At 61.6% G+C, this 26,216-nt stretch carries 16 protein-coding genes and 3 pseudogenes; 13 read left to right on the forward strand and 6 right to left on the reverse strand.

The annotated features are described in order from the left end of the window. Positions 1-284 precede the first annotated feature (284 nt). The 10 genes and pseudogenes from LDZ23_RS32450 to LDZ23_RS32495 all read left to right on the forward strand — a co-directional run bounded on the left by LDZ23_RS32450 (position 285) and on the right by LDZ23_RS32495 (position 13,293). A complete protein-coding gene (locus LDZ23_RS32450; protein ID WP_244808491.1) occupies positions 285-3,896 on the forward strand; it encodes an AAA family ATPase in 3,612 nt (1,203 codons plus the stop codon). Between the two features lie 56 nt (positions 3,897-3,952). Further along, a complete protein-coding gene (locus tag LDZ23_RS32455; protein ID WP_244808492.1) occupies positions 3,953-4,210 on the forward strand; it encodes a DUF4242 domain-containing protein in 258 nt (85 codons plus the stop codon). A gap of 618 nt (positions 4,211-4,828) precedes the next feature. Continuing rightward, positions 4,829-5,036 (forward strand): annotated as a pseudogene (locus LDZ23_RS32460) (alcohol dehydrogenase catalytic domain-containing protein); the annotation flags it as partial. Positions 5,037-6,457: 1,421 nt separating this feature from the next. Then, positions 6,458-7,360, forward strand: a complete 903-nt coding sequence (gene lpxO, locus LDZ23_RS32465; RefSeq protein ID WP_244808493.1) for a lipid A hydroxylase LpxO — start codon at positions 6,458-6,460, stop codon at positions 7,358-7,360. 101 nt (positions 7,361-7,461) lie between these two features. Beyond that, entirely contained in the window at positions 7,462-8,385 is a 924-nt protein-coding gene (locus LDZ23_RS32470; protein ID WP_244808494.1) for a LysR family transcriptional regulator, read from the forward strand. 107 nt (positions 8,386-8,492) lie between these two features. Continuing rightward, the gene (locus tag LDZ23_RS32475) at positions 8,493-9,686 is read left to right on the forward strand and encodes a YbfB/YjiJ family MFS transporter (protein ID WP_244808495.1); all 1,194 of its coding nucleotides are present in this window, start codon (positions 8,493-8,495) and stop codon (positions 9,684-9,686) included. Then, a complete protein-coding gene (locus tag LDZ23_RS32480; protein ID WP_244808496.1) occupies positions 9,683-10,915 on the forward strand; it encodes an MFS transporter in 1,233 nt (410 codons plus the stop codon). The genes LDZ23_RS32475 and LDZ23_RS32480 overlap by 4 nt, the downstream gene beginning before the upstream one ends. A 584-nt stretch (positions 10,916-11,499) precedes the next feature. Next, positions 11,500-11,940, forward strand: a complete 441-nt coding sequence (locus tag LDZ23_RS32485; RefSeq protein ID WP_244808497.1) for an ester cyclase — start codon at positions 11,500-11,502, stop codon at positions 11,938-11,940. Between the two features lie 217 nt (positions 11,941-12,157). Continuing rightward, positions 12,158-12,556, forward strand: a complete 399-nt coding sequence (locus tag LDZ23_RS32490; RefSeq protein WP_244808498.1) for a nuclear transport factor 2-like protein — start codon at positions 12,158-12,160, stop codon at positions 12,554-12,556. Between the two features lie 566 nt (positions 12,557-13,122). Next, positions 13,123-13,293 carry an immunoglobulin domain-containing protein gene (locus tag LDZ23_RS32495; protein ID WP_244808499.1) on the forward strand — a complete coding sequence of 57 codons (171 nt, stop codon included), beginning with the start codon at positions 13,123-13,125 and terminating at the stop codon, positions 13,291-13,293. Between the two features lie 138 nt (positions 13,294-13,431). Here the strand turns inward: LDZ23_RS32495 and LDZ23_RS32500 are convergent. From LDZ23_RS32500 to LDZ23_RS32515, 4 genes and pseudogenes are all read right to left on the reverse strand, one after another. Then, positions 13,432-14,969, reverse strand: a pseudogene (locus tag LDZ23_RS32500) (efflux transporter outer membrane subunit). Then, positions 14,966-15,988 (reverse strand): HlyD family secretion protein, encoded by a 1,023-nt coding sequence (locus LDZ23_RS32505; RefSeq protein WP_425306909.1) that lies wholly within the window; start codon positions 15,986-15,988, stop codon positions 14,966-14,968. Before LDZ23_RS32505 ends, LDZ23_RS32500 begins: the two are co-directional and overlap by 4 nt. 67 nt (positions 15,989-16,055) lie before the next feature. Next, positions 16,056-17,696 (reverse strand): MFS transporter, encoded by a 1,641-nt coding sequence (locus tag LDZ23_RS32510; protein ID WP_425306910.1) that lies wholly within the window; start codon positions 17,694-17,696, stop codon positions 16,056-16,058. Between the two features lie 130 nt (positions 17,697-17,826). Next, the gene (locus tag LDZ23_RS32515; protein ID WP_244808501.1) at positions 17,827-18,501 is read right to left on the reverse strand and encodes an antibiotic biosynthesis monooxygenase family protein; all 675 of its coding nucleotides are present in this window, start codon (positions 18,499-18,501) and stop codon (positions 17,827-17,829) included. Between the two features lie 275 nt (positions 18,502-18,776). On the opposite strand from LDZ23_RS32515, the gene LDZ23_RS32520 reads away from it, so the two are divergent. Beyond that, positions 18,777-19,691 carry a LysR substrate-binding domain-containing protein gene (locus tag LDZ23_RS32520; RefSeq protein ID WP_425306911.1) on the forward strand — a complete coding sequence of 305 codons (915 nt, stop codon included), beginning with the start codon at positions 18,777-18,779 and terminating at the stop codon, positions 19,689-19,691. Between the two features lie 19 nt (positions 19,692-19,710). On the opposite strand, the gene mug is transcribed toward LDZ23_RS32520, so the two are convergent. Further along, positions 19,711-20,232, reverse strand: a complete 522-nt coding sequence (gene mug, locus LDZ23_RS32525; RefSeq protein ID WP_244808503.1) for a G/U mismatch-specific DNA glycosylase — start codon at positions 20,230-20,232, stop codon at positions 19,711-19,713. Between the two features lie 12 nt (positions 20,233-20,244). Next, on the reverse strand, positions 20,245-21,279 hold the full coding sequence (locus tag LDZ23_RS32530; RefSeq protein WP_244808504.1) for a GlxA family transcriptional regulator: 1,035 nt from the start codon (positions 21,277-21,279) through the stop codon (positions 20,245-20,247). A 301-nt stretch (positions 21,280-21,580) separates the two neighbouring features. Here LDZ23_RS32530 and LDZ23_RS32535 point away from each other — a divergent pair, with 301 nt between their 5' ends. Together LDZ23_RS32535 and ilvB are read left to right on the forward strand one after the other, a co-directional pair. Beyond that, entirely contained in the window at positions 21,581-24,352 is a 2,772-nt protein-coding gene (locus LDZ23_RS32535) for a 2-oxoglutarate dehydrogenase E1 component (RefSeq protein ID WP_244808505.1), read from the forward strand. An 11-nt stretch (positions 24,353-24,363) separates the two neighbouring features. Further along, positions 24,364-26,214: pseudogene (gene ilvB / locus LDZ23_RS32540) on the forward strand (biosynthetic-type acetolactate synthase large subunit). The last annotated feature ends 2 nt before the right edge of the window (positions 26,215-26,216 follow it).

A 26,216-nucleotide genomic window follows, 5' to 3' on the forward strand; every position in this document is an offset into this window, starting at 1 on the left:
AGCGCAGAGGTCAAGCGTCGGCTCGAATGCGACACTGGACCTTCGCACACTGATCGCCGCGGGCATGAACGTCTACTTCTGAATTAAACCGTTCACGTAGTACCGGTGTATTAAACCTGAGATCTCAACGTCTCACCAGCTCGCCGGCGCTGAAGTTATTCAGATGCTTAAAGAGTCCCATCGCCATGTGCCTCTGCAGGCTTTCCCGAGGCGGCCGCCGGAGCACGTGACAAGGCGCACTGCCGCGCGGATGATGAAGGTGGACGGACAGCAGGGCTTCAGCGATGATCGACGATCTGGCGACATGGTTGGCGCAAATTGGCCTTGGCGCTCATGCGGCGAAGTTCATCTCACAAGGGATCGACTGGGATGTGCTCGGGGATCTTTCCGAGTGCGACCTGAAGGAACTCGGCCTCACGCTCGGCGATCGCAAGCGGCTCGCAAAAGGGCTCGCGAGTCTTGGGCAGGCGAGGGCGTGCGACGACTCATCCGGCTTGGCAGAACCTAAGACCATCGAGGCCGAGCGACGGCAGGTCACCGTGATGTTTGTCGATCTCGTCGACTCGACGTCGCTCGCCGAGCGCTTCGATCCCGAGGATCTGCGACGCCTTCTGGGCGGCTACCATCAGGCCTGTGCGCACGCGATCGAAGCCCATGAAGGCCGGATCGCGCTGTTCATCGGCGATGGCCTGCTCGTTTATTTCGGCTACCCGAATGCGCACGAAGACGATGCCGTGCGCGCGGTGCTCGCCGCGCTCGCCGCCATCGCGGCGCTGAGCGAGGTGAACGATCGCATCGAGACCGAGTGCGGCGTTCGCCTGCGGGTGCGGATCGGAATCGAGGCGGGGCTCGTCGTCGCGGGTGCGGTGGGCGCGGGATCGTCGCAGGATCAGCAGGCGATCGTCGGAGAAGCGCCGATCATCGCCGCGAGGCTGCAGGCCATCGCTCCGCCCGATGCAATCGTCGTGGGGCCGACTGCGCAACACCTGATAGAAGGATCGTTCAAGCTCGAAGACCTGGGCTACCGGGAATTGAAGGGAATTACCGGGGCGGTCCGGGTCCAGCGCATTCTTGCGCAGGCCGACGCAATCGATCGCTTCGCAATCAGGGCGGTCCACGGCATCACGCCACTCATCGGCCGGGCTGCCGAACTCGACATGATCCGGCAGCGCTGGAGGCAGAGCGTCGAAGGCGAAATGCGCTGCGTGCTGCTGACTGGCGAGCCGGGAATCGGGAAATCCCGGGTGCTTCGGGCGCTGTGCGACAGCATCGGTGACGAGTCGCATGCGATCGTCTCGCTTCACTGCTCTGCATACTATCGGAACAGTCCGTTCTGGCCGGTGCTACGCTGGCTGCAGCGCGCGTTCGGCGTCGGCCCGGATGTGGCGGATGGGTCGGGGGGCACCGATAGTGATCGGCTTACGGCCGGAATCGCAAGCCTCGGAGTCGACGCGAGCGAGGCACTGCTCGTTCTAGCGAACTTGCTACGCGTACCCGCGGCCACGTGCGATCCGGCCGTCGACACCTCTTCGCCGTCCTTCAAGCGCCGGACGCTGGACGTGCTCGTTTCCATGCTCGAAGCGTCGACGCGCGTTCAGCCGGTGCTCTTCGTCATCGAAGATGCGCACTGGATCGACCCGTCGTCACTCGAATTCGTTCGACTGGTGGTGGAACGGCTGACTTCCGCGAGACTTCTCGTCCTGCTCACGGCACGGCCGGAGTTCGAATCGGGATGGACGTTCCCGCATCTCGTACAGCTCAATCTCGACCGGTTGTCGCGCCGCGACTGCGTTGCGATGATCGAGCGGCTGACGGACGGCAAGCGCTTTCCCGCACTCGTGCTCGATCAGATCGTCTCCAAGACGGACGGCGTGCCGCTCTTCGTGGAGGAGCTGACCAAGGCCGTTCTCCAGAGCGATCTGTTGCGGGATACCGGAATGAGCTACGAGTTAAGAGGCGCGGCGCAGGCGATCGCGATTCCGGACACGCTGCAGGGCTCGCTGCTGTCGCGGCTCGACCGGCTCGATCCCGCCGTCAAGGAGTCCGCGCAGATCGCGGCCACAGTGGGCCGGGAGTTCGACGCAAAGCTGCTGGGCCTGATCTCGTGTACGTCGGAGAACGAACTGCGGGAAGAACTTGATCGCCTGATCGCCGCCGAAATCATCGTTCCGGCCGCGGGCAAACGCGCTGACGGCGACGCCTATATGTTTCGACACGCGTTGATCCAGGAGATCGCATATCAGTCGCTGCTGCTCGCGCGCCGGCGACACTATCACGCGCGCATCGCCGCCGCGCTCGAGGAACACTATCCGGACATCGCCGAGCGGCAGCCAGAGCTGATCGCGCAGAACTTCGCCGCGGGTGATCTGCCGGAGCGTGCGATCGGCTACTGGCAGCGTGCCGGCGAGCGTGCGCTGGCGGGCGCGGCCTACGACGAGGCCATCGCCCATGCGCAGCGCGGACTCGAACTCGTCGAGCGATGCTCTTGCGACAGACCTGACCGAGGGACCCGCATCCTGCCGTTGCTGTTGACAAGAGGCAGGGCAGAACTCCGGCTGGCACAACGCGAGGCGATTGCGACCTTCCGCGAAGCGGCTCGAATTGCCCGCGAACATAAGCTGACGTCGTATCTCGTGCAGGCGGCATTGGAATTCGACACCGCTGAGACGTTCCTCGAAGGCTCCGGGAATGCATCGCTTGCGTTGCTGGAGGAGGCGCTCGCGGTGGCCGGCACCGAGGAATCGGTCGAGCGATGCCGCCTGTTGAGTCGGCTCGTGCGCACCATTCATATGACAGGCGCACGCGAACATAGCAGCGAATTTGCACTGCAGGCCGTCGCGGTCGCCCGACGACTGAACGATCTGCCGAGCCTTTTCGATGCGTTGGCGTGCGAGTTGATGCATGTCGGTGCTCTGCCGTTGTCCGCCGACAGCTTCGTGCAGCGCGCGAACGTGTTGCTGGAACTGAGGCACATCGCGGAAACGCTGGGAGATGCGCACACCATCGGCCATGCATGCGCTCGATGTCTTGCCGGGTATCTGGAGATCGGCGAGGTGGAGCAATTCGATAGCGCGCTGGAGCGATATCGGGAAATCGCCGCCAGCGGGCAGCACTTAGTCGACAAGTGGTGCGTGACCGGGGCGCAGGCGATGCGGGCTATTCTTGTCGGCGATTTCGCCGAGGCGGAACGAAAGACGCGCGACGCTCTGCAGATGGCACAGAGCGCCGATGCGAATCTCGCAACGGGCGTCTACGGCATGCAGATGTTCACGATACGCCGCGAACAAGGCCGGCTCGCGGAGGTAGCGCCGATCTTCAAGCGCTTTATCGACGATGCGCATTCCGAAGATGCGACGTGGCGGCCAGGTTTTATGTTGATATGCAGCGATCTTGGCTTCGCGGCGCAGGCACGCGACAATCTCGACCGGGTTTCGGAACGGGCATATTGTGTCCCCATGGACAGCAAGCGGCTGGTCACGCTCGCGTATCTGGCGGAAGTGGCCGCACGGCTGCGGGATGTCGGGCATGCAGAACGGATCTACGCCCTTCTGCTGCCATTCCGCGACCAGGCCGTCACGGTTCCGGTCTTTACGCTTTGCTGCGGTTCGGCGGCGCGGTTTCTCGGCATGCTGGCCCACGCGCTGGGCGACTGGTCGAGCGCCGAACAGCATTTCGAATATGCGCTGCACATGGACGAACGCTTGCGTGCGTGGCCCTGGCTCGCGCATAGCAGGCACGAATACGCCCTCATGCTGACGGCGCGCAATCGTATCGAAGACAGGGCGCGAGCCCAAGACCTGCTTGCGCTCGCGGCAGCCGAAGCCAAGAAACTCAGAATGTTCGCCCTTGTCGAGCGTATTGGCGGGGCGCAGACCGGCGCAGGGATCAGAAACTAGCGCGAGATATCGCGCGGTTCAACGTGCGATGTGCTGTCTATATTGAGGAGGATGCCATGCCACGGTTCATGATTGAACGCAATTTTGCGGAACAACTTGAGGTGACGAGCGACAGCGCAGCCACTGTGAAGCAAATCAACGACGAGGAAGGCGTCGAGTGGCTCTTTTCGTTTCTCAGCGCGGATAAGAAGAAGACTTATTGCCTGTATGAGGCACCCGATGCCGAGGCTATCCGCGCCGCAGCACGCCGGGCAAATCTGCCGGCTGATGTAATCATCGAGGTAAGCGACTTGAGGCCGGAAATGTTCAGCTAGATATCGCGGGACAGGTCCGTGATCTTAGGGCTGAGGCGATGCAATGATGGAACTGCTGATCACGCCTTCGGGCAGCGTTGCGACAGCGATCGACGCGTTGACGACTGTGCGGCAGTACGTCAATCCGTTACGACTGCGAGAACTCTACGCCATGTCGCCAGTTCCTCGCGGGTATGTCCACGACCGTTGCTCCTCGAAGGCGGCCCTTATCCGGCGTCGGGCTGATAGACCGCAACGGGTTGGGTGCTGAAGCCCGCGCCACTGTTGCAATGCGCCAGATCTGGGAATGCAGCGAACGGCCACAAGGAGCCGTTCTCCTATCGAAAACGGCTGCCATTCAAGCGGCAGCAACGGCTTTGAAGCCGACGGACGACATACCTGTTCAAAACTGGAGCGGCAACGGCCTTGTCATCGGTCCCAGATCCGGCCGATGGAACACTTGTGCAGGGTGGTCGGTATGTCAATGGCATGTCGGCGTTGAACAGGGCGCTGCAGCAACGTCAGCCAGCGTCGGGGGCTGGTTTTGCATTCGGATAGGGCCAGCCGTTATGCAAGTAACGAGTACTAGGCCTTGCTGGAGCGGCATCATGTGGTTTCCAGCATGAGTCGCAAGGAAAATTGCTGGGCCGCGCACCCGGCGCGCACGAGCTAGAAATCGACATCGCCTTCTGTGGCGTCTCCCATTCCGACATCCATAGGGTACGCCGCGAATGGGCCGGTACGCTGTTTCCCCGCGTGCCGGCCCGGAAATCGTCGGGCGCGTGTCGGCGGTCACCGCCCATGTCTCGGGGTTCAAGGCGGGCATCTTGTCGGAGTCGGGTGCATCGACCTGGCGAGCGGCACCGGCCTGGGCCTGTCGATATTAGCCCGTATTGCCTGTTTTTTGAAGGCGGCGCTAACCTTCTCTCACGGCTTGGACGGCAGGGGCTTGTCTGTGCCGATGACGTTTCCGAGATAAGCCCTGTGAGCCGAACCTGTGAGACGCCGAGTTCCAGTCTTGATTCGGCCGTTGCCTCATATCCACCCACACGCGAGCAAGGCCTTGATCAGATATGCCGCTGCGTCATTCATTCTCGTTCTCTCCATCTGGCTGGTCGGAGCATCGGCCGCGCCGCTGAGCAAACAGCCGAACTCACGGACGATTGCTTTTGTTGTTGCGGTCGCAACGAGTGATTTGCGCAGTGCTAGGGGAGGAGGCGAACATGTGTTTGCTTATGCTCCGGACGAGAGTGAGGGGACACTGTCCTCCGCCATAAAGGATTGGTTGTCGCAGGGGGACAAGGCGAGATTGAGGCTCGCGCCTGCTGACCAGGCAACCATCTTCGCATTCTACTGGGCGGCGACGCGGATGCCTCCGCAGTCGCGGTGCTTCATGGACATCGATAGCGAGGAATGCCAGCAGGATCTTGGTTACTGGCTAGCTCGGGTGCGAGATGGCGATCCGGAGTTCGTCTCAGCTTATCGGCAGGCGCAGATGCGGTTGAGCCTGCCCCCGCTAGCTACCCAAAGGCACGAGTGACCGTCGAGCGCATTCACGGCAAACACCGCCCGTACGCGAGCTCGGCGGGCGAGCGGTTGGTGCGGCGGACTGCGGCGCTGACCAAGAAAATCAGGCGTCGTTGAATCAGCCCCGGCTGCCATCGTCTGGTTCGCGAGGCTAGCGCCAAGCTAATGGTCGATCATGGTCTATTAGCGGCCGTTAGCCTGACCGCCGCCCGACCGTCGGCCAGGGGTCGTGAAGACTCATTCGGAGTTCGCGGAGGCCGACTTTCAAGTGCAACGACGGCAAAGCGACATGCAGCGGCCGGACAGCCGCGGAACGCCGAACGTCCGCAAAGGCCGATTCGCGGAACAGTCGACGACGCGCTGCCTGCTGACTTCTTTTCGTCGCTCAGAGAGGCAGATCGCTTGCGCGTTCCAGGCAGGAGCTAGGGGATGCGGCGACTCAATGAGCGAGAAGGGGCGCTTCGCGATTCGTAAAAAGCGGGTTGTGGTTAGGAATCGGTGTATCAAGATGATCTAGTTATAAAAACGGCGTCATTCCGCGACGGCTGAATCTCACCAGCGTCAATTGTTGCCGTGGCCGGCCGCGCCACCATTCCTAAGAGTGCGAGATCGGCCTCTGGGATCGCGGATCGCGTCCCATTGGTTGTTGCCGCTGCCGCCATCCAAGCAGACTTCAGTTAGTGGTTTGTATAATTTTGAAACGCTGTGCTAAGCGAGAGACTAGCTGCGAAGGGAGAAACCATGCGCTGGGTGATGTTGTCGATTTTTATCGCTTGCGCTGCGTACACCCACTGGCGCGGCAAGGTTCGGCACGGGTTCTTCCGCCAGCTTTCCGACCATTCGACTTTCATGTCGCCGCTAAACGGTTTCGTGTACATGTTCTCGCGCGTGCCGTCGACACCTTTTCTCGAGCCTTCCTTCTTTCCCGAACTCGCGCAGATCAAGGCGCACTGGGAAACCATCCGCGCCGAGGCCATCGCACTTCACGAAGCCAGCAAGATTCAGGCGGCAGGCGTGTACAACGACATCGGCTTCAACTCATTCTTTCGGCGCGGCTGGCGGCGCTTTTACGTGAAATGGTATGACCGCCCTCATCCGTCCGCCGTCGCACAGTGTCCGAACACTGTCTCAATCCTGCAAAAGGTTCCGACGGTAAAGGCGGCGATGTTCGCCATGCTGCCGCCCGGCGGCGTGCTCACGCTGCACCGCGATCCATACGCGGGATCGCTGCGCTATCACCTGGGACTCGTGACGCCGAACGACGACAACTGCGCGATCATCGTCGACGGCCAGCGCTATTCATGGCGCGACGGCGAGGAAGTCGTTTTCGACGAAACCTATCTGCACTGGGCCGAAAACAAAACGGACAAGGACCGCATCATCCTATTCTGTGACATCGAGCGGCCGATGAAATACCGATGGGCGCAGGCGTTCAACCACGCGGTAGGCGGCTTCCTGATGCGCGCGGCGACCTCGCCGAACGAGATGGGTGACCGTACCGGCGGCCTGAATCGCGCGTTCAAATATTTGTATTCGATCCGGCTCGTCGGCAAGCGTCTGAAGGCGTGGAACCGGATCGTCTACTACATCGTGAAGTGGCTGCTGTTCGGCGGAATAGCGGTTGCGATTTTCTGGCGCTACTGAGGCCAGCCAAAGTCAAGCCAGCCCAGACCTGGCGGTGCCGTACGCGGCGAACACCCCTAGATGAACGGGACTTTCACGATCAATTGAAGCACCGAGCCGACATGGACCGAATAGACGCGATGAAAGTGTTCATCGCCACGCTCGACGAAGGCAGCCTGGCAGGCGCGGGGCGGCGTCTTGGCCGCTCGCCTGCAGCCGTGAGCCGGGCGATCGCCTTTCTCGAGGCGCATACGGGCACGGCGCTGCTTCATCGTACAACTCGAACTATCAAGCTGTCTGAAGCCGGCGAACGTTATGCCGTTGCGTGCCGCCGCATCCTCACCGATCTCGAAGAAGCCGATTTGCTGATCGCGCACGAACGCGCCGCGCCGCGCGGGCTGCTTACGATTACTGCGCCCGTCGCCGCGGGCGAAGATATGCTGCGTCCGCTGCTCGACGACTTCATCGCGCGCTTTCCCGCCGTGTCGGTGCGTTTGCAACTGCTCGACCGGCCCGTGAGCCTGATCGATGAAGGAATCGATGTCGCCTTGCGCATCGCGCATCTGTCGGACTCGACGCTCGTCGCGATTCCCGTCGGTGAAGTGCGGCGCGTCGTGGTTGCGTCACCGGGCTATCTCGCGAAGCATCCGCGCATCGAAAAGCCCGCGGAGCTCGGGCAGCATCAGATCATTTCGATGACGCACTTCGGTCTCGATTCATGGAGCTTCCCCACCGCAGGCGGCTCGACGATTCCGCAAGTCGTGCAGTTCGCGCCGCGTTTCATCGTCAACACCGTGCGCGCGGCGGTTGCGTCCGCTGTCGATGGTAACGGCCTCACACGGCTCTTTTCCTATCACGTCGCCAAGGAAGTGAAGGACAGGACGTTGCAAATCGTGCTGTCCGACAGCGAGCATGGGCCGTTGCCGGCGCATCTGCTGACGCCGCACGGACGGCTATCGGTGCCCAAAGTACGCGCGTTCGTCGATTTCGCTATGCCGCGCCTGCGGCGTCGGTTCAGGGAACTGCAACTCGACTCAATCGAATAGCGGAAGATTGTCTTCCGATCAGCATCGATTCTCTCTCAATGCGATCGAATATAGACTTGCCTTCATCGAGGCGCGCACGCCGCGTCTCCCGCAAAGATGGAGGCGGTATGCGTTACGCAGTGTTGAACCCATCGGAACGCGAGCCGTTCCAAGTCTGGCGCGGCATGCTCGCGGGGGCGAGCGCGAGTCTCGTCGGCATCGGGCTTGCGCGTTTTGCCTATACGCCGCTCTTGCCAGCGATCATCGGCGCGCACTGGTTTCCCGCGTCGACGGCCGCTTATCTCGGCGCGGCTAATCTCGGCGGTTATCTTGCGGGCGCGCTGGCCGCGGGCTTCTTCGCGCGGCATGCGCGTGCCGCTAGGGTCCTGCGCGCGATGATGGTCATCGCGACCATTGCGTTTGTCGCGTGCGGGTTTCCGGTGTCGTTTCTGTGGTTCTTCGTGTGGCGGTTTCTGTCGGGCGTCTCTGGTGGCGCGCTGATGGTGCTCGCCGCGCCGACGATCATCGCGCACGTCGCGCCCTCGCGTCGCGGCGTTGCGAGCGGGGCGATTTTCACGGGCATCGGGCTGGGCATCGCGGCGTCGGGGACGATCGTGCCGTTATTGCTGCGACAAGGTCTGACGCAGACGTGGCTGGGCCTCGCGGTGGTTTCGTTGCTGCTGACCATCGTCGCGTGGAATGGATGGCCCTCGCAGGATGCACCGGCGCCCGCCGCGCACGAAGCGAGCGTCAAGGCGCCGCCGCCCGCATTGCGCGCGCTGTTCGTCGAGTACGCGCTGAATGCAGTCGGTCTCGTGCCGCACATGATCTTTCTCGTCGATTTCGTCGCGCGCGGTCTCGGCAAAGGTGTCGATGCAGGCGCGGAGTTCTGGGTCCTGTACGGGCTCGGTGCGATCGCCGGGCCGCTGCTTGCCGGTCATCTCGCGGATCGCGCGGGGTTCGGGCCGGCGCTTCGGGTCGCGTATCTGCTCCAGTTGGTTGCGGTCGTGTTGCCCGCGGTGTCGTCGAGTTCGAGCCTGCTGATGGTGTCGAGCGTGCTGGTCGGTGCATTCACGCCGGGCATCGTGCCGCTCGTGCTAGGGCGCGTGAATGAGCTGCTCGCGCATCATGCGGCCGCGCAGAGGGGCGCGTGGCGCACCGCGACGACGGGCTTTGCCGTCCTTCAGGCGCTCGCGGCATACGGTCTTTCCTTTCTGTTTTCGAGCAGTGGCGGCGATTATCGCCTGCTTTTCGTGATCGGCGCGGCGGCGCTCGCGATTGCCCTAGCCGTGGATCTTTTCGCTGCGTTGAGGTCAAAATGAGCCAGGTCGTTCAACCCTCGGGCGCCCTCGGCTATGCAGAACGCAATGGCCAGTACTGGCGACGCAATCTCGCAGTCTGCGTGTTCGGTTCGTTCACGACGCTCGTGAGCCTCAGCATGTTGCTGCCGTTTCTGCCGCTCTACGTGCGGCAACTCGGCGTGAGTTCGCAGTCGGCGGTGATCGAATGGTCGGGCGTCGCGTTCAGCGCGACGTTTCTTGGCACCGCCGTCACAGCGCCGCTCTGGGGACGTCTCGCCGATCGCTACGGCCGCAAGCCGATGCTTGTGCGCGCGGCGGTCGGCATGGCCATCGTGATGTCGTTGATAGGAGTCGCGCATTCGGTGCATCAACTCGTCGCGCTGCGTCTGCTTGCCGGTCTGATCGGCGGCTACGCGTCGGCGTCGACGGTGATGATCGGCACGCAGGCGCCGCGCGAGCGGGCAGGGTGGGCGCTCGGCATCCTGTCGACGGGCGCGCTCGCGGGCAATCTCGCCGGGCCGCTCATCGGCGGCATGCTGCCGGGATTGATCGGCATACGCGGGACGTTTTTCGCGGGCGCGGGAATGATCGCGGGGGCCGCGCTACTCACGATCGTCCTCGTGAAGGAAGACTTCCGTCCCGCCGATGCGAAGAAACAGGCGGCGGATCCTGCTTCAAAGTCGGCGCATCGCACGAATTACGTCGTTGTGGCCGCGCTGCTCGCCACCGCGATGATGGTGCTGCTCGCGAACATGTCGATTGAGCCGATCATCACCGTGTATATCGGCGGTCTGGGCGTGACGGCAGACCATGTGGCGCGCATCGCGGGCGTCGTGATGGCGTGTTCCGCGCTTGGCAGCATGCTGACGGCGGCGCGGCTCGGCGCGCTCGCGGATCGCATCGGAAGCTGGAACGTGATCGTCGGATGTCTCGTGCTGACTGGCATCGCGATGATCCCGCAAGCGTTCGTGCATCAGTTGTGGCAGCTCGCCGCGCTGAGGGTGTTGATGGGCATGACGCTCGCAGGTCTGCTGCCGTCTATCTCGAAACTCGCGCGCAGCGCCGTCGATGAGAACCGAAGCGGACAATTGCTCGGATATCTGCAATCGGCACAATTTAGCGGGCAGGTCACAGGGCCACTGATTGGCGGCCAGATTGGCGTGTGGTTCGGGTTGCATTCGGTGTTCTTCGCGACGGGAAGCCTGCTGATCATTTGCGCGGGCCTCGCGTATTGGGCGCGCACCCGCTGAATCGTGCAGCGCGGTTGAGTTCGGACTCCAAGAATTCCAACTCAAGCAGCGGGCTCTTTCCCCGCTTCCGCCCCGTCCCGCCAGTTCTCTCGATGGCGGGTAGGTTAGCGCTTCATACAGTTGCTGCTTCTTTGAGGGCCGCGGCGGAGCGAATCGGTCCGACGTTATGCGATGGGTTCGCCCGACGTCCCTTATCGCCTCCTATCGACCCAAGCGACTTGATAAATATGCACTAAAACTTTGTGGACGGCTCGGAACGGGTCGCATCGGCACTTGCTCGGAAGGCTGGCGCTCAGCCCCGCTATCGGCGTACGGTGCGTTCAAAACCGGCGGCGATTTTGGTCACTGTGTGGGTGGTTGGTGAGTTCGACGAGAAACGGCGCAAGGCTCATATCGAACCCCAATGCGGCTTTCACGCAGCGGTCCGACGCTTACGGCAGCTCACGTGGACATCGCGAAGCCCCTCGCCCTTCAAGACGGCCTCGCACGCTATGTCGCGTGGCACGACATCGCGCAGAGAACGCTAAAGGACAGCACGAGCACATTGCGCTAAAGTACTCCTACTGGTCCCCCCGGGAGGCACCATGCCGGCGACACTGAATGCAGGGAACACCGAACGCGAGGCGGTAGAGCGCATTTACCGCGCGTTCGCCGCGCACGACATCGCGTTGCTGCGCGAGGCCGTCACCCCCGACTGGGAATACGTTCCCGAGCCGCCCGGCCGGAAGCCGGGCCCCGATCAGATGATCGCTATCTTCGCCGACATGGCTACCGCGCTGCCGGACCTGCGCATTGAGATCCTGGACATGCTGGTGCAGGACGACCGGGTGGGCGTGCGCGCCGAAGTGAGCGGGACGCAGTCCGGCCCGCTTATGGGCATCGCCGCGACCAGCAAGCCGGTGCGCTTCGCGATCCATTCGTTTCATCAGGTGCGCGACGGCCGCATCGCGAAGACATGGCATCTCGAGGACTGGCTGAGTGTATTTCACCAGCTCGGCCAGATGCCGCGCAGTGCCAGGCGCTGAGCCCCGAACGCCGGACGTCTTCGAGGCCTCGGCCGACTAGCCGAGCATCGAGCCGTTCGAGTTCGCGCCGCGCAAAGCGGTGGCCATTGCTTTCGAATGAATCGGCGAGCGGGCATTGAGCAATTGCCTTGAATCGCAAAGCTGTCAAGGGTCGGGCGACACTGGATTTATCCGCGAATCAGGGCTCGATGAACCTAACTGATACCGGAGGCACTGCATGGACGAAGAGAAAACTCGTGAAGCCCTGAATCTGCACTGGCAAGCGTCGGCGGCCGGCGATCTCGATACAGAACATGACATCTACGACGACGATGCCATCTGTGACTATCCCCAGTCAGGTGAACGAATCCTCGGGCGAAAGAATTTGCAGGCACTGCGCAGTCATCATCCAGGGAAGCCCGCAGGTTTCGATGTCAGGCGAATCCTAGGCGAGGGCAGTCTATGGATCACGGAATACTCCATCACTTATAACGGGCAAGCGGCTTACACGGTAAGCATTATGGAGTTCTGCAACGGCAAGGTTCTCCACGAAACACAATATTTTTCTGATCCCTTTGAAGCGCCGGCTTGGCGGAGTCAATGGGTTCAGCGGACCGAGCAACGACGCATTTTTTGAGAGAGATGCGTGATGCGTCAATTCGATATGAAGAAGACTTACTCGAGGAGAATCTCCGGGCTTGAGAAGCCGAAGTGCTAAATTTTGCTCCTGCTGGACCGCTTCAATGGCGCGTCGTCTATGTGAGATATTCGAGTCGATCATTCGGAGATCGAACGCCCCAAGAGGTTGCTGTCTCGCACCACTGCGGAAACGCGACGCGGAGCACGTTCGTACTGGTGATTCGAAGTTAGGTCGAACTGCTCCCCTCGATCAGACACTTGCAGTCAAACGCGTTCCTGCGATTCAGACACCAGCCGGTACACGTCGGCAGGCGGCTCTAGCAGCTTTCGCAGTAGCCGTCTGGTATCACTATGATTGGGCCGTTGCGACGAATGTTGAGGGCGTCACCCGCACTTTAAATAGTGAGACCGCATATAACGTCGGCAGGCTCGCGCAAGACAGGGCTGGCGCGGTAAGCGGTGCACCTGGCGCAGGGTCACACCTTTGATGACTGTGCGTTATGTATTCTGGCTACTATCTCGGCAACACGCCGTTAGTTCACGGCTGAAAGGCAGGGAAGGCGCGTGCGCTGGGGAGACATGGTGCCGGACGCCAACGATGCGCTTGCGTTCGACACTTGGTTGGCGACGGTTGTTCGTCAATTGCGGTCAATCTCGCACCAGCGAGCAAAAAATCTCGGCGGCGACAAATTGCGCATTTTCGATGCCCTTCCGCTCGGGATTGGGTTGTTCTAACTCCGCGACACTCACAATATCGTTGCCGTGCGCCGCTCTACAACGTCTCCGAGAAGGAAGCCATCGGGACCGCGCTTCGCTTCGACAACGTTGCGAAGAGCGTCAGCCCCCGGCTTCATTCCGCAAAGAACGGGACGATCAGCGCGCAGCAACTCCGCGAGCGTAGGTGGATTCCCATCCGCCGCCAAGCGCCTTGCACAGCGTGATGAGATTTTCCGCCGCCGTCGCCTTGCTCTGCTCGAGCTTGCTCTGGGCGTCGAGCAACTGCTTCTGCACGTTGAGCACATCGAGATAGTCGAGTGCGCCGGCCTTGTAGCGCTGCTGCGCGATGCCAAGCGCGCGCTGATTAAGCGTGACGACCGACGCGAGCCGTTCGTGCCGGCGTTGCTCCGCGTCGTAGACGAGAAGCGCATCGTCCACCTCGCGCCATGCTTCGAGCACGGTGCGTTTGTACATGATCGCCGCTTCCTGCTGTTGCGCTTCCCGCAATTGCATGGTCCCCTTGAGCCGGCCTCCTTCGAAGATCGGAATGGTTATCGACGGACCGACCACGAACTGCCCGGAAGCCCAACTGGCGAGACTCGAAAGTTGCAGACTTTGAAAGCCAGCGCTGCCGTTGAGCGATATCCGCGGATAAAAATCAGCCTTCGCCATGCCAATCGACGCCGTCGCCGCATGCAGTTGAGCCTCCGCGCGCTTGATGTCCGGCCGGCGCTCGGCAAGCTCCGACGGAAAGCCGATCGGGATCCGTTCCACAGCGTGGGCACCTCACGCGACGCCGCAAGCATCTCGCGCAGCGCGCCCGGCTCCTCGCCAAGCAACACGCCGATCGCGTTGACGGTCGTATCGCGCTGGGATTCAAGCGTCGGAATCAGACTCTCGATGGTTTCCATCTGCGCGGACGCATTGGCGACGTCGAGGTCGGTCGTGACGCCTTCTCGCACGCGTATGCGAGTGAGTTTCACGGAGTCGCGCGCGATGTCAAGATTCTGCTTTGCGATTTCCAGCAATGACTGCGTGTCGCGCAACGCGATATAATCGCGCGCGAGTTCGGCGCGTGCCGACAGCAGTATCGCATTGCGGTCCTCAAAAGAAGCGTCGGACAAGGCGCCCGTCGCTTCGACACTGCGGCGCACGCGGCCCCAGATATCGAGTTCCCACGATGCATCGAAGCCCGCCTGATACAGGTCGTACGCGGGAGAGCCCTTGGACCCCGGCATCGCCGATACACCGAGCGGCGCGCTGCCGGATGCGGATTGTGGCTGGCTCTGCGATGGCGTCACGCCGAGCAGCGAAAGAATGCCGTTCTCGCTGCCGCGCTCGCGGTTGTACGACGCCGCGCCGCCGAGCGTCGGCAGCGCGGCCGCGCCGGCTACGCGCTGTTCGGCGCGGCTCTGTCGCAAGCGCGCCGACGCGGCGGCGACGTCGAGGTTAGCACCGGCGAGACGCTGTTCCAAGGTATTCAACACAGGATCGTCGAAAAGCGTCCACCAGTCGGGGTTGAAGTCCGCTTCGACCGGCTTGCTCGGCGCTTGCGCCGTTTGCGTCCGCTCGAAGACATCGGGCGTGACGGACTTCGGCGGCACGAAGTCCGGTCCGACCGTGCAGCCGACCATCGCGAGAGCCGAGAGGATGGCGAGTGCGATTCCGCGCACCGTTGGTCCGTTCGTGTTCATTTTGCATCGCCTCTCTGCCCAAGCGCCTGGCCGCCTTGTCCGAGCGCGACTTCCGCCTCGACCGAAAGCCCGACGCTCAACGCGGCTGCGGCTTCCTGTCCGCGATCGATCGTGATCTTCACGGGAACGCGCTGCACGATCTTGGTGAAATTGCCGGTCGCGTTGTCCGGCGCGATAGGCGCGAAGCTCACACCGGTCGCGGGGGCAAGGCTATCGACGTGACCTTTGATGGCTACGCCCGGGATGCTGTCCACCTTAATGCGCACGCTTTCACCGGGGCGCATCCGCGTGATCTGATTCTCCTGGAAGTTGGCGACCACGTACGCATCCAAAAGCGGGACGATGGCGAGCACCGGCGCGCCTGGCGCCACGAACGCGCCGACACGCGCTGAGCGGCGCCCAACCTTGCCATCGACGGGGGCTCTAATCTCTGTGTACGACAGGTTCAGCTTCGCCTGCTCGCGCACTGCTTCGGCGCGGGCCAGCGCGCCGGCGGCCTTGTCGCGCTGCGTGCGCAGCACATCGAGATTCTGCTGAGTGGTCGCCAAGGCGGCACGGTCGTGAGCCTGCTGCGCGAGCTGCTGTGCAAGCGTGCTCCACGCGTGCTGCTGTTCCTGCGCCGTGCCCGCGCCCGCATCCGACAGGTTCTGATACCGCGCGGCACTCGCGCGCGCGAAGTCGATCGCGGCATCGTCGGATCTCAGCGTCGCCCGTGCCTGATCGACGAGCGAAGGATGCCGCGCAATCTCGGCATCGAAATTGGCGACGGCCGCACGCGCTGCAGCGACGTCAGCATCGGCGCTCATCAACGCGGCCCGATAGTCGCGGTCATCAATGCGCACAAGCAGTTGGCCGGATTTGACCGACTGGTTGTCGTCGACGAGCACGTCGGAGATCTGTCCGGCGACCCGCGGTGCGACGAGCGTGAAATCGGCCTGAACATACGCGTCGTTCGTCGATTCGGTATGGGAATCGGAAAGAAGCCTGACGCATGCCCAGGCGCCAATGGCGACTGCCATCACGGGCACCACGACACGGATTAGCTTTGAACGGGAGAGCTTGAAGGATGACATGGAATAACTCCCCTTAACGCGAGGACTGCGGCGAAGACTGGGATGAAGGGCGCGGCGTCGCGGCCCATGGCGGAGATATGCGCACGGCCAACACCGGAATGAGGAGAAGCAACGTGAAGGCAATGCACGCCATCACGCGGTAAAGGTCGGCGGACATCAGCACGAGCGCCTGTTCATGAACCCGATGCGCAAGCTGGGCCACGCCATGCGCGGTCTCGACGCTCCGATCGGTGACGAGCGCGCGATTGCCGAGTTGATCGACGAGCATGTTCGAATGGAAGCGCTCGCGCGCGGTGCCAAGCCCTTCGATGAGCGCGCTCGCGACAGCCGCGCTGAATGTCTTGAGCGAGTTAAACATCGCCGAGGCAAACGGGCCTTCGGTCGGCGGTAAGCCTGTCGTCACGCCCATCAGAATCGCGAGAATCACCATAGGTTGCGCGACGATCTGCAAAGACTGGAGCCAATAGAAGTTGTCGCGGATCCACTCGGAGGTCATGAAGCTGCCCATCGCGCAGGTCGCGATCATCAACGACAGGCCGAGCGCCATGATCCAGCGTGAATCGACGCGCTTCACGTTTAGGAGGGCGGCCGTCAGCGGCAGCGTGAGCAAAAGCGGAACGGCGACTAGCAGTGAAAGGGGCGTCGTTTGCAGCGGCCTGTATGCGTGGATTCGCGCGAGGAACTGGCCAGGTATTGCGGCAACGCCCACTAACAGGATAACCGCGCCTGATAGTGTCGCGAGGCCATGAGAGAAGTTTCTTCGCGACAGCAATTGGAGCTTGAAAAACGGCGCCGGATGAAACCATTCATTGACGAGAAATATGGCGAGCAATGCAGAACCGCCGACGAACATCACGCGGATGAAATCCGAGTTTAGCCAGTCAAGCCGTTCGCCTTGCAACAGGCCGATGACGAGCATTGCGACCGCCGGGCCGCCGGTCATGAAGCCGCACCAGTTGAAAGAGCGAAGACGTTCGAGCTTGAGCGGATCAGAGGGCAGGCCCCACTGGATCGCCACGCAGGTCGCGAGGCCGAGCGGCACGATCTGCCAGAACGCCATCTTCCAGTTGAAGAACTCGGTCCATAAGGCGGCGAGCGGCGTGCCGAGCGCGGGTCCGAAAGTCGCGGTCATCGCGTAGCCCGCGAGCCCGTATAACTTGATCTTTGGCGGAAGATAGCGCAGCGCCACGATGATCAGCATCGGCGGAAGACAGCCACCCGCAATACCCTGCAACACCCGCAACGTGTAGAGCGACGCAAGGTTGGGTGAGAAGGGACAAAGGAAGCCGAAGAACATCGTGGCAAGAACGGCGGCGATCGTGAATCTCTTGAGCGTGAATGTGATGCCGAACCGCGGCGCGAACACCATCGTGGTGACATTGGCTGCTTCGAACGAAGTGGTCAGCCAAGTGCCGTCATCGTGACCGATCGAAAGCGCGCCTTGAATATCGGCTAGTGCGAAGGCGGTGACCTGTTCGTTGAGTATCGCAAGCAGCGAGGCGAAGAGCATGCCGATCAGACCGATGGCAAGACGGAGCGACAACGCGGACTGCACCGGCGCCGACGAAGGCGCCTTGCTCGCGGCGAGAAGCGCGGGCGCATCCTCGATGACCGGGTCTGGGGTCATGTCCGTCGGTGAATTGGCGCTATTCATAGAGGCTCTCGATCGTGTATCGGCTTAGGGGAATTCTAGAAAGAGAGCCTCGCTTGCTGAAGCGAAAAGAGGTCGGTTATTGGGCCATTTCGTGCGTGATTTCTGCCAGTGTGGATATCTCGCTACGGCATTAGCTTTTGCGTTCCACATCAGGGAAATACTGCGGCGCTTCACGCCGATCGAACATCCCGTACTCACGGATCACGCGAATATGGCGGAGGCGTACATCATTAAGTTGGGCAGCATCGCGCTCGAATGCGTCGGCGGCTGCCTGATCGCGCCAAGTCGCGACGACGATCGCATCTCCGGGCGATAGCAGCGCATTGAACGCATCCCACGCGACGAGGCCCTGCGCTTGCGTATCGAGCCCTAGCGATTCCGCAACGCTTTGCGCGCTCGCCTGCGCGATCCAATCGGGCGCGCGCATCGCATTGAGCAAGGTTACGGCTTTGCCTGCGCCGGCTTGGGTGACGTCGAGGCGTTGTTCCGTTAGCGCCTGGCCTTCGGGCACATGCGTGTCGGATACCAACTGTCCGATGCGCAGGCGATAGTCTGCGAACACGCGGTCACGCGCGGCCTGCTGAATCTTGTGATGCTTGCTTGTCGTGCGCCACCGCACGAGCGCCTTTTCGTCGCGCCAGCTCGACAGTGAAAGCAGCCATCCTTTGCGGGTCAGGCTCGTATAACGCGTGTTGTCCACAAATCCTTCGATCTGTTCGAGCTCGGGGCGCAGCATCTTTGCCATGCCGAGATAGACATCAAATTGATCGGGAACCGGATTGACTTCTAACATTGCTGAGAACATGCGGGACTCTCTAAAGGGTTGGCCATACGAAGCGACATCGCCCGATAACTTGCGGGCGTCGCGTCATTGTCGAAGACGGCGTCGCTTTACCATAGAACGATGGAGGCTCGAATCGGGCCAATGGATAGCAAGCGCTGGCCATGCGTGACTTATGGGCCAATGTGTGTGCGACTTAGGCCAGTTCACCGAGCAGATGAACTTCTCTGGGCCGGGGTCGATAAGATTGCAACGCAGACGAGTCGTGAGTTGGATTGGGAATGGACAGATTGCGGGAGATGGAAGTATTCGTCGCCATCGTGGACAGCGGTGGTTTGACCAGCGCTTCGCAGAGGCTCGGGTTGTCGACCGCCGCGGTGTCGCGCGCGCTCAACGCGCTCGAAGCGCGCATGGGCGCGCAGCTGCTCGCTCGTACGACGCGTTCTGTGCGCCCGACCGATGCCGGCGTAGCCTTTCTTGATGCCTGTCGCAAGGTTCTCGATTGCCTCGCCGATGCTGAGGCGAATATCGGCGCATATCACCGAAAACCGGTGGGCACGCTCACTGTATCCGCACCGGCGCTGTTCGGCCAGCGATTCGTCGCACCACTCGTCAACGCCTTCGCGTTGCGCTATCCGGACGTAAGCATCAATGCCGTCTATGTGGACCGCACCACGCGATTGCTTGATGAAGGCGTCGATATCGCGATTCGCATCGGTCATTTGGGCGATTCGACGACATTCGCGGTGCCGCTTGGTTTTGTTCGACGCAGAACATATGCCGCGCCGTGTTATCTCAAAGCGCGCGGCGAGCCGGGGCATCCACGCGAACTGACCGGGCACGACTGCGTGTCCTTCACGGGCGTGACGAACGCACTCGAGTGGGTCTTCGTTGAGGGTGGCGTACGTTTGCCGGTGCGCTTGCAGCCACGCATGATCGTCGACCTTGCGCCCGCGGCTATCGCGGCGGCGAAGGACGGCGTTGGCATCACGCAGTTGCTTTCCTACCAGGCGACGCCCGAGGTGAAGGGCGGCACCTTGCGGCCCATTCTCTCGGCGTTCGAGCCAGACGCGGTTCCAGTCAATCTCCTGCATGTGGAGCGTCGCGGTACGAGCGGAAAGATCCGTGCGTTTCTTGAGTTCGTTACCGAAACCTTACGCGGCCACACGGAACTGCAGTGCGGACACGACGTGCGATCGATCCGGAGAAAATAGACCCGGGATGAATTTCCGTTTAGGCCACCGCAATGCGCAATTCGCGATAAGCGTTCACGAGGGCTTCCAGCGTGAATGACCGGTTAAGCCCGCTGGGATTGGGCAACACCCAAGTATCTGCGCCGCCGAAACGCATCGCCTGCTTTCCCCATGAGATATCACGCTCGCCTGTCATCGCGGACAAGGCCGTCTTGCCAAGAAAGGCAATATAACGCGGCGCGATTGCTGACATCTTCTGCTCGATTCCCGACGTCGCCGCCCGTATCTCCGCGGGGCTCAGCTCATCCGCGCGTGCCGTCGGACGCGCAACCGCCGTGGTCAGCCCATAACCGAAATCGAGGAACGTGCGATCGTCTTCGGGACGAAGCTGTGTCGGCGTGAAGCCAGCAAGATGAACGGCGCGCCAGAATCGATTGTTTCTGCCTTCGAAGTGATGGCCGGCGGCCGCCGCGCCCAGGCCCGGGTTGATTCCGCAGAAGACGACCGAGAGACCGGGCGCGAGAATATCCGGGAGTGATTGCGACAAGACGGTCTCTTTCACGAATGGCTCCGATCACGCAGCTTCCGCGAATTCTTCGAGCATCGGGACTTCTGCGACGGTCTCACGCACGGCCTGCATCGCGATGACATCCGGTGTTCCACGGAATCGCGCGCGGTACTGTTTGGGTGTGACGTTAAGCCGCCGCACGAAGGTCATGCGCATGTGCGTCGCGCTATGAAAGCCGCACTTGAATGCGATGGTCTTGAGCGGAGCATCGCTGGCTTCCAGAAGCTGCCTCGCGGTATCGACGCGAACCTGTTCGACGAACGCGGATGGTGTCACCTTCGCGTGCTTGGCGAACATGCGCGAGAACGTTCGGCGACTCACGGAAACTGCGCTGGCCAGTTGCTCGATCGACAGCGCATCGGCCAGATGCTCCGTCACGTACCGATGCACCTTGCCGATAATTGGCGCTTCTTCCTTGTCCGCGCTCACGTAAGGGCTGTATTGCGACTGGCCGCCTTCGCGCTGAATATAGACCACCAGACGCTTGGCAACCCGCACTGCCTGCTCGTGGCCCCAGTCTTCGGCGACGAGCGAAAGACTCAAATCGATGCCGGCCGACACGCCAGCAGACGTGAACAGACGTCCGTTACGAACGAAAATCTTGTCCGGCTTCACCCGCGCGTGCGGGAATTTCTTTGCGAGCCGTCCTGCATCCGACCAATGCGTCGTCACGAGTTGACCGTCGAGCAGACCGGCGTGTCCGAGTACGAACGCACCGTTACAGACCGAGCCAAATCGCGCCGCGCCGCGCGCTTGCTTGCGAAGCCACGCAAGAAACTCGACAGGCGGTTCCCAGTCGGGCAATTGCGGCCCGCCGGCCACGAGCAGCAGATCGTATTGCGTATCGGATTCGCAATAGCCGTTCGGCACGATGATCTGCATGCCGTTTGAGCAGGTCACGATGCCGGCTTCCCGTCCGACGAGCGAAACCTCGTATTGCCGATGAGCGGGCAAATGAGTGTTAGCTTCGGCGAAGACATCGAGCGGGCCAGCGACATCGAGTGCCTGCACACCGTCGAACAGAACAATGGCGACCTTCATGTCGAAACCCTCATCAAGTAGATGCGTTGCCTTGCGCAACGGTGACCCTAGTCTATCGCCAGCGCATCACGAGAATGACACCTCGGCCGGCAAATGACTTTTACCGCCATGTAACAAGCAGGCTGTGCTAGTGCGGCCGACCACGGTGGCTCGAATCAGACATCAACTGGCCTGAGAACGAGTCAAATACCCCCGCTGGCGCAAATGCGGCTGGCTAGACTTGGGTTCAGGCACGCGGCACTCCGCGCACTAGTACATCGCCCATCCCGGAAAGGGACGGGCAGGGCAAAGGAAGGTCATCATGTTGATCGAGAAACTCCAAAGCACGTTCCTGTTCGGAGCCAATGCTCCGTATGTGGAAGAGCAGTATGAGTCGTATCTTGCCGATCCGGCGTCGGTTACCGAAGAATGGCGCGCGTATTTCAATGCATTGCGCGAAACGCCCGCGATCGACGGCAGCGATCGCGATGACGAACCGCATTTGCCGGTCGTGTCCAACTTCATCGAACTCGCACGACGTCCACGCAGCGCTTCATCTTCGATGGAAGGCGGTCTCGCGCTCGCGAGAAAGCAGGTGGCGGTTCAGTCGCTGATTGCGGCGTTTCGTACGATCGGTACGCGCAGCGCCAGTCTCGACCCGCTGCAATGGACGACGCGGCGCCTGCTGCCGGAACTTACGACGGCGTATTACGGTTTGACATCAAGCGACCTGTCGACGCGCTTTAGCACCGCCGACACGTATCTCTTCGATGGAGATGCGACGCTACAAGAGATCATGACGGCGCTCGAAGAAACTTACACCGGCACCCTCGGTGCTGAATTTATGCATCTCGCCGATGCCAACGAACGACACTGGTGGGAGCTGCGCTTCGAATCCTCTCGAGCGAAGCGTTCGTTCTCGGTTGAGCGCAAGCGCCGCTTTCTCGAACGGCTCACGGCGGCGGAAGGGCTCGAAAAGCATCTTCATAGCCGCTATGTTGGACAGAAGCGGTTTTCGCTCGAAGGCGGTGAATCGCTGATCGTCCTGCTGGATGAACTCGTGCGCTACGGCGCCTCCAAAGCCGTGCGTTCCATCGTGATGGGCATGGCGCACCGGGGGCGTCTGAATGTGCTCGTCAACGTCGCGGGTAAGCCACTGCATGCGCTCTTCGATGAATTCGAAGGCAAGAATGCCGAGGCGCTGCCCGAGGGCGATGTCAAATATCACAAGGGCTATAGCTCGATCACACAGACCGATGATGGTCCTGTGGAAGTGACGCTCGCCTTCAATCCGTCCCATCTCGAAGTGGTCAATCCAGTCGTGCAGGGCATGGCGCGCGCGAAAGCGGACGCCTTGGCGCCCGATGACCGAGCGACCGTGCTGCCCGTCGAGATTCACGGCGATGCCGCGATGTCGGGGCAAGGCATCGTGATGGAAACGCTGAGCCTCTCTCGTACACGCGGACATGGGACGGGTGGCACCGTTCACGTGGTCGTGAACAATCAGATCGGTTTCACGACGTCGGACCCTCGCGACATGCGCTCATCGTTTTATGCGACCGATATTGTCAAGATGATCGAGGCGCCCGTACTGCACGTCAACGGCGACGATCCGGAAGCCGTAGCCCTGGCGGTGCATCTCGCGCTCGATTATCGCACCGCGTTTGGGCGCAGCGTGGTCATCGATCTCGTGTGCTTTCGCAAACACGGACATCAGGAGCAGGATACCCCGGCTATCACGCAGCCGCTGATGTATCGCGCGATTGCGGCGCATCCGGGCGCGCGGACGGTCTACGCGCAAAAGCTCGTTAAACAGGGCCTGATGACGTTGGAACAGGTCGAGGCGCTGGTCGATGCTTGTCGCAAATCGTTCAGTGGAGCCCCCGCCGATACGAAGTCTGCGCCGGCGCTCTCTCAAGTTCATCTCGATGCCCCATCGCCGGAGCGACTGGGCATGCTCGCGCGACGGATCTCGAGCGTGCCCGATGGCTACGCACTTCATCCTCTTGTCAACAAAACGATCGCCGCGCGCCGCGACATGGCGAGCGGAAAGAAGCCGCTCGACTGGGGCATGGCGGAGCACCTTGCGTTCGCGTCACTGCTCGCGCAAGGCATCGATGTACGCCTGAGCGGGCAGGACAGCGCACGAGGCACGTTCAATCATCGCCACGCCATGCTGCACAACCAGACGCGCACGACACGTTCAGACGGTGTATTCGTTCCGCTGGAGCATGTCGGGGAGAAGCAGGGGCGCTTTACCGTGACGAATTCGATTCTCTCTGAAGCAGCCGTGCTCGCGTTTGAATACGGCTACTCGACGGTGAATCGCAATGCGCTCGTGATCTGGGAGGCGCAGTTCGGTGATTTCGCGAACGGCGCACAGGTGGTCATCGATCAGTTCATCGCTGCAGCCCGCGCAAAGTGGGGACAGCAAAGCGGGTTGACCTTGTTCCTGCCGCACGGCCAGGAGGGGCAAGGTCCTGAGCACGCCTCGGCGCGGCTGGAGCGCTATCTGCAACTGAGCGCGCAGGACAACATGCGCGTGACCCAGCCAACAACGCCCGCACAACTGTTTTATCTCCTGCATACGCAGGCAGCGTCTTCCGACATGCGGCCGCTCATCGTGATGACGCCCAAGTCGCTGCTTAGGCATCCGGAGGCAATCAGCACGATGGCGGAGCTGTCAGGCGGCGCGTTCCACGAGATCCTGGCCGAAGGCGAGCGCGTGGAACGTTCGGAGAGCTTGATCGTCGCTACAGGAAAGGTCTATTTCGATCTGCTGGACTATTGCCGGAAACACGCTATCGACGCTACGCCGATCATTCGTATCGAGCAGCTGTATCCATTTCCAGCGCAACAGTTGGCCGCCGAGTTGGCCCACTACCCGAATCTGAAGCGCGTCGCCTGGTGTCAGGAAGAGGCGCGCAATCAGGGCGCGTGGAGTTTCGTCGAGCCGCAGTTACGCGAGCTCTTGCCTACGCGTGCGACGCTGTCGTATGTGGGACCGTCCGCGTCGGCGTCAACCGCGCCGGGATATCACGCGATCCATGCGGCGCGGCATGCGGACGTCATCGCGCGTGCGTTCGCTAAGTGAGAGAACCCGACATGACTCAGAACCCAACGCTTTTCAAACCAGCGCAGACGGATCATCTCATCTCCGGCGCCGATGTCATACTGCGCGTGCTCGCAGAAGAGGGCGTCGATACGCTGTTCGGCTACAGCGGCGGCGCGATCTTGCCGACATACGACGCCGTGTTTCGCTTCAATGAAATGCATAAGCACGAACCGACGCGGCAGATCAACTTCGTCGTGCCCGCGAACGAGCAGTCCGCCGGCTTCATGGCTGCCGGCTACGCCCGCGCAAGCGGGAAAGTCGGCGTGTTCATGGTCACGTCGGGTCCGGGCGCGACGAACGCGGTGACACCGATCGCGGACTGCAACGGCGACTCGGTCCCGGTTGTTCTTATCTGCGGACAGGTCCCTCGCGCCGCGATCGGTACTGATGCGTTTCAGGAAGCGCCGGTCTTCAACATCATGTCGGCCTGCGCGAAACAAGTCTTTCTCGTCACCGATCCGGACAAACTCGAGCAGACGCTGCGCACTGCATTCGAGATTGCGCGCACGGGACGTCCGGGTCCCGTCGTAGTGGACGTGCCAAAGGACATCCAGAACTGGAAGGGACCCTATCGCGGGCACGGAACGCTGCATTTTCGCGGTTATTCGGATCGGCTGCGTCAGGTCGCTAGGGGTGCGCGCCTCGAAGGTGCGAAATGCTCGGCGTTTTTCGCCATGCTCGCACAAAGCAAGCGGCCGTTGTTGTACGTAGGCGGCGGCGTGATTGGCTCCGGTGCGACGGCAGAATTGCGTCAGTTCAGCGAGCGCTTTCGCATACCCGTTGTGACGACTCTGATGGGTCTCGGCGCGATGCCGCCCCAACATGAACTTGCGCTCGGCATGCTAGGCATGCACGGGGCCGCATGCGCCAACTATGCGGTGGAAGACTGCGATTTTCTCATCGCCGTCGGTGCACGTTTCGATGATCGGGTGGCGGGCGGACAGCCCGACGCGTTCGCGCCCAAAGCGCGTCATGTGGCGCATATCGACATCGACGAAGCGGAGATTGACAAGGTCAAGCGCGCGGAATGGAGTCACGTCGGGGATGCAAAGGATGCGTTGCGCGCATTGATAGCGTGCGCGCCGGCGGCGTGCCCGTCACCGGACTGGAGCGCGCATGTGATGGCGCTCAAGCGCAGCCACGGGATGAACTACGACCGGCGCAGTCGGGCGATCCAGCCGCAACGAGTCATCGAGATGCTCAGCGACATCACGCTTGGACGAGCGATCATCACGACGGGCGTGGGCCAGCATCAGATGTGAGCCGCGCAGTTCTTCAAGTTTGCCGAGCCGCGCAGCTTCCTGACGTCAGGCAGCATGGGAACGATGGGCTTTGGCCTGCCTGCCGCGATTGGCGCACAGTTCGCGAAACCTGACGCGCTCGTGATCGACATCGATGGCGACGGCAGCATTCGCATGAATGCAGGCGAACTGGAAACGGCAAGCACCTACGGCGTGCCGGTCAAGGTGCTGCTGCTCAACAATCGCGGCGATGGAATGATTCGGCAGTGGCAGCGTCTTTTTTACGACGGCCGTATGTTCGTCAGCGACAAGACGCTTCATCGCAAGGACTTTGTGCTGTCGGCGCGCGCCGATGGATTCGAGTTCGCGAGTCGAGTGGAGACACTGGATGAACTTGAAGAAAAGCTCAACGCATTCGTACGGTTTGATGGACCCGCGTTTCTTGAAGTGATGATTGATCCGAACGCCGACGTGTTCCCGATGGTCGGTCCCGGGCAAAGTTATGCGCACATGGTTACAGGGCCGTTCATCGAACCGCGGGCTGCACGAGAGGTGCCATTTGACGGCACGGACAGCAAACGCATGACAGACATGTTCTGAAT

It is taken from the genome of Caballeronia zhejiangensis (genome assembly GCF_022879815.1).
In the GTDB taxonomy this organism is placed as follows: Bacteria; Pseudomonadota; Gammaproteobacteria; order Burkholderiales; family Burkholderiaceae; genus Caballeronia; species Caballeronia zhejiangensis.

What these genes read in the sequence shown, in the direction of transcription:
- LDZ23_RS32450 (WP_244808491.1), top strand. Translation starts at nt 285, where the DNA reads ATGATCGACGATCTGGCGACATGGTTGGCGCAAATTGGCCTTGGCGCT.
- LDZ23_RS32455 (WP_244808492.1), top strand. Translation starts at nt 3,953, where the DNA reads ATGCCACGGTTCATGATTGAACGCAATTTTGCGGAACAACTTGAGGTG.
- lpxO (WP_244808493.1), top strand. Translation starts at nt 6,458, where the DNA reads ATGCGCTGGGTGATGTTGTCGATTTTTATCGCTTGCGCTGCGTACACC.
- LDZ23_RS32470 (WP_244808494.1), top strand. Translation starts at nt 7,462, where the DNA reads ATGGACCGAATAGACGCGATGAAAGTGTTCATCGCCACGCTCGACGAA.
- LDZ23_RS32475 (WP_244808495.1), top strand. Translation starts at nt 8,493, where the DNA reads ATGCGTTACGCAGTGTTGAACCCATCGGAACGCGAGCCGTTCCAAGTC.
- LDZ23_RS32480 (WP_244808496.1), top strand. Translation starts at nt 9,683, where the DNA reads ATGAGCCAGGTCGTTCAACCCTCGGGCGCCCTCGGCTATGCAGAACGC.
- LDZ23_RS32485 (WP_244808497.1), top strand. Translation starts at nt 11,500, where the DNA reads ATGCCGGCGACACTGAATGCAGGGAACACCGAACGCGAGGCGGTAGAG.
- LDZ23_RS32490 (WP_244808498.1), top strand. Translation starts at nt 12,158, where the DNA reads ATGGACGAAGAGAAAACTCGTGAAGCCCTGAATCTGCACTGGCAAGCG.
- LDZ23_RS32505 (WP_425306909.1), bottom strand. Translation starts at nt 15,988, where the DNA reads ATGGCAGTCGCCATTGGCGCCTGGGCATGCGTCAGGCTTCTTTCCGAT.
- LDZ23_RS32510 (WP_425306910.1), bottom strand. Translation starts at nt 17,696, where the DNA reads ATGAATAGCGCCAATTCACCGACGGACATGACCCCAGACCCGGTCATC.
- LDZ23_RS32515 (WP_244808501.1), bottom strand. Translation starts at nt 18,501, where the DNA reads ATGTTCTCAGCAATGTTAGAAGTCAATCCGGTTCCCGATCAATTTGAT.
- LDZ23_RS32520 (WP_425306911.1), top strand. Translation starts at nt 18,777, where the DNA reads ATGGAAGTATTCGTCGCCATCGTGGACAGCGGTGGTTTGACCAGCGCT.
- LDZ23_RS32530 (WP_244808504.1), bottom strand. Translation starts at nt 21,279, where the DNA reads ATGAAGGTCGCCATTGTTCTGTTCGACGGTGTGCAGGCACTCGATGTC.
- LDZ23_RS32535 (WP_244808505.1), top strand. Translation starts at nt 21,581, where the DNA reads ATGTTGATCGAGAAACTCCAAAGCACGTTCCTGTTCGGAGCCAATGCT.